This is a genomic window from Endozoicomonas atrinae (assembly GCF_001647025.1).
Classification (GTDB): domain Bacteria; phylum Pseudomonadota; class Gammaproteobacteria; order Pseudomonadales; family Endozoicomonadaceae; genus Endozoicomonas; species Endozoicomonas atrinae.
Map to the genome: position 1 here is coordinate 1 of NZ_LUKQ02000403.1, position 3,493 is coordinate 3,493.

General features: G+C 45.8%; 4 protein-coding genes. All 4 read left to right on the plus strand.

Annotation, left to right across the window (positions count from 1 at the left end):
- Positions 1–378: 378 nt before the first annotated feature.
- The 4 genes from AK963_RS26970 to AK963_RS26985 all read left to right on the plus strand — a co-directional run bounded on the left by AK963_RS26970 (position 379) and on the right by AK963_RS26985 (position 3,271).
- The gene (locus AK963_RS26970; protein WP_139117696.1) at positions 379–1,077 is read left to right on the plus strand and encodes a hypothetical protein; all 699 of its coding nucleotides are present in this window, start codon (positions 379–381) and stop codon (positions 1,075–1,077) included.
- Between the two features lie 113 nt (positions 1,078–1,190).
- The gene (gene nrdR, locus AK963_RS26975) at positions 1,191–1,652 is read left to right on the plus strand and encodes a transcriptional regulator NrdR (RefSeq protein ID WP_066018432.1); all 462 of its coding nucleotides are present in this window, start codon (positions 1,191–1,193) and stop codon (positions 1,650–1,652) included.
- Positions 1,653–2,336 carry a zinc metallopeptidase gene (locus AK963_RS26980; RefSeq protein WP_066018433.1) on the plus strand — a complete coding sequence of 228 codons (684 nt, stop codon included), beginning with the start codon at positions 1,653–1,655 and terminating at the stop codon, positions 2,334–2,336.
- Between the two features lie 311 nt (positions 2,337–2,647).
- Entirely contained in the window at positions 2,648–3,271 is a 624-nt protein-coding gene (locus AK963_RS26985; RefSeq protein ID WP_066018434.1) for a LysE family translocator, read from the plus strand.
- The last annotated feature ends 222 nt before the right edge of the window (positions 3,272–3,493 follow it).

Genomic DNA, 3,493 nt, shown 5'->3' on the forward strand with positions numbered 1-3,493 from the left:
ACTATGAAGATATTATCAATAAATGCTGTGAGGCATGGAATGAATTACTTTCTGAAGTTGGCCGATTGAAAAGTCTATGCTCCCGTTCATGGGCTGTTATTTCATAATTTAAAAATGGAATTGGTATTATTGGGGGTTTGTGAGGATCAAGGTGAAAGACAGTTTTTTTTGACTGAACTGGGAAAGAAAGCATTAACCAGTGCTCAGGGGAGGCGGCCTGTAGCGGATGGGAAAGAGCATGCTGCCAAGGCTTCTTCGGGTGAGCTGGGGGAGGATGATAGAAAAGCTAAAGAGCGGCAGCAGAAAGTCTCAACTTTTCTTGAAAACTTTTCTCTACGGGACTGGCAGCGAATGACTGTTACACAGAGGCTATCGTATTTGAGTCAAACCTATCTGGTCTTAAAAGATGAAGGTCATTTCAATGATTTTCCCCAATTAAGAACACTGACTGGTTACACTTTTCAAAAGATTGGAGAAAAGGTAAAAGCTGTTCTGGGTCATGGGAGTGCAAATATTCATCCGCGGTTATGGGAAATACATCAACAGTCTTTAGCGAAGCATTCTGATAACTCGTCTGGACTTGCAATAACCGACAAAACAATGAAGCAGGCAATGATGCTGTTTGGCTTTTTGCACTCTGGTCGTAAATTCTCGGATATGAAGGGCACTTCTATTATTAATTTTGTTCGAGAAATTGATTTATCGGTGTCCAGTGACGAGTCCATGGCTGTCCGGTTGGATAAAGAAAAAGTATATACAGAGCTTAGGTTATTGAATGAGGGGCTTGGTAAACGAAAAAGTGAGAAATTAAGTCTGGCCCTGGATCAGGAACTTGATAAAGGTAGAGAGGAAAAGGTGCTGGCAAGCCTACCTTATGGTGATGGGGCTTCTGTTAATCAGCAGTTGAAAGATGCTCTTCGCAGTCGTGATGTTGATGGTGTTATTAACATCTTTCAAGGCTGTAACCGTTCACTTAGAACAAGTCCAGGCTTTCCCAATATCAGTCAAAGAGTGTCTGATTTTCTTCAAAAATCCGGTAAACAGGATTTTGTTGATCAACATCCGAGTCTTTTCTGAGACACGTAAATATAAAGCCTTAAGCATTCACATATTGCTTTATCTTGTAATAAAGCCACAGCTGGTTATCATTGCTTAATCCCCCTCAAAAAACTGAAGGATTAACTTGCTCAATGCATTGTCCATTCTGTGGTGCTGCTGAAACAAAAGTGATCGACTCGCGTCTGGTTGCAGAAGGCAGTCAGGTGCGCAGGCGTCGTGAATGCCTGTCCTGCATTGAACGTTTCACCAGTTACGAAACAGCAGAACTGCTGATGCCAAGACTGGTTAAACGGGATGGTACCCGTGAACCTTTTAATGAAGAAAAGCTGCGGGCGGGCATGTCCCGTGCCCTGGAAAAAAGACCCGTCGGTGTTGAGCAGCTGGAAGAAGCATTAAGCCGCATTATTCATCGCCTTCGGGCCATGGGGGAGCGGGAAGTCAGCTCCCGGATTCTGGGTGAAGAAGTCATGCGGGAGTTAAAGCAGCTGGATGAAGTGGCCTATATCCGTTTTGCTTCCGTGTATCGCCATTTCAAGGATTTAAATGAGTTCCGGGAAGAGATTGACCGACTGGAGACCGAGGATCGGGAATAAATGCCCCTGATTCTTTTATTACTGGCGATTCTGGTTCTGGTTTTTGGACCTCAGTTCTGGGTCCGGCAAACGCTCCGTAAATATGGCAAAGATCGACCGGATCTTCAGGGAACCGGTGGTGAGCTGGCCCAACACCTGGTTGAGCGTTTCCAGCTGGAGGGTGTATCGGTTCGCGAAGGCATGGAAGGTGAGGATTATTATGATCCGGAAAACCGGGTAGTTTCACTCTCCTCTTCGCACTATCGGGGGAAGACCATCGCAGCGGTCGCCGTTGCTACTCATGAAGTCAGCCATGCCCTGCAACATCAGGAAGAGCATCCCGGGTTTATGCGCCGCCAGAGACGGATAAAAATGGCCATGATGATTGAGCGATTCAGTGTCATGGCCTTGATGGTTACTCCTTTTATTTTCTTATTAACCCGTCTGCCCCAGAGTACCTTGATTACTTTATTACTGGGGGTATCGGGGATGGTTGCATCGCTCTGGGTGCAATTGATGAATCTGCCAGTTGAGATGGATGCCAGTTTTAATAAGGCGCTGCCGATTCTGGAGGAAGGGTATCTTTCCAAAGATGATATTCCGGGGGCAAGAAAAGTCCTTAAAGCGGCTGCAATGACCTATGTTGCTGCTGCGCTTGCCAGCCTGCTAAATATCGGACGATGGATCGCTATTCTGAGGCGGTAGGTAAGTACCTAACTATATGAAATCATATTTTCTGATTCAGTGGTCAGCCACTCCCGGCAACTGCTCCATGCGTTGCTCTAACTCCTGCATCCATGCAGTTGTGCAGCGTTACAGCTACGATCACATAGCTACGGCTATGCTCACTCCGCTGAGCCTTGCATAGTAACTAACCACTAAGCCAGAAATATTCGATTTCATATGATCAGGTACTTATTCAATAGTGGATGCCAGAGGCTGTTCATATATCTAATTGTGAATACCTCAGGTCAGAACCTGTAAATTTTTTAATCATTTTCTGGAATTGAGTTGATATGGTCAGTTCATCTCTGCTGGCTCTGTTTGTTCCTACGTTTTTCTTTGTTTCTGCAACCCCGGGCATGTGCATGACACTGGCCATGACGCTGGGTATGACCGTCGGCGTTCGACGAGCGCTCTGGATGATGCTGGGAGAACTGCTGGGTGTTGGATTGATTGCAGTACTTGCCGTGATTGGTGTAGCCGCTGTGATGTTGAATTACCCGGCTGCATTCACGGTGTTTAAGTGGGTGGGCGGCGTGTATCTGTTTTATCTGGGATTCCAGATGTGGCTTTCCAAGGGGAAAATGGCTATTCCTCATGAGGGTCATCAACCCAGAGAGACTGCCCCCAAAGAGCTTATGGTTCAGGGGTTTGTAACAGCCGTAGCTAACCCCAAAGGATGGGCGTTCTGTATCTCACTGCTGCCACCTTTTATTTCTGCAGACCTGCCGGTTGCCCCACAGCTGATCGTTCTGGTTTCCATTATTTTGATTATTGAATTTATCTGCCTGAATATTTACGCGGCAGGTGGAAGAACGCTGCGACATTTTCTGCAGAAAAGCGGCAATGTTCGGGTGATGAACCGTATTGCCGGCTCTCTGATGATGGGGGTTGGTATCTGGTTGGCATTTGGTTGAATAACAGTAGCAGTGAGTCAACACCCCCTAGGGAGGACATTTAACATTTACTCCCTGTTTCCATGAGTTAAAGACTGAACCACAGAGACACAAAGGGGAATGTAATTTAAATTGTGTAAACGCTTGTCGTTAATACTCCAAAATGGAGAATAACAATGAGCGTTGAAATCAACGAAAAACTGGTAGATCAAATAGCCAGTCAGATTAAAACTCAGGATGATC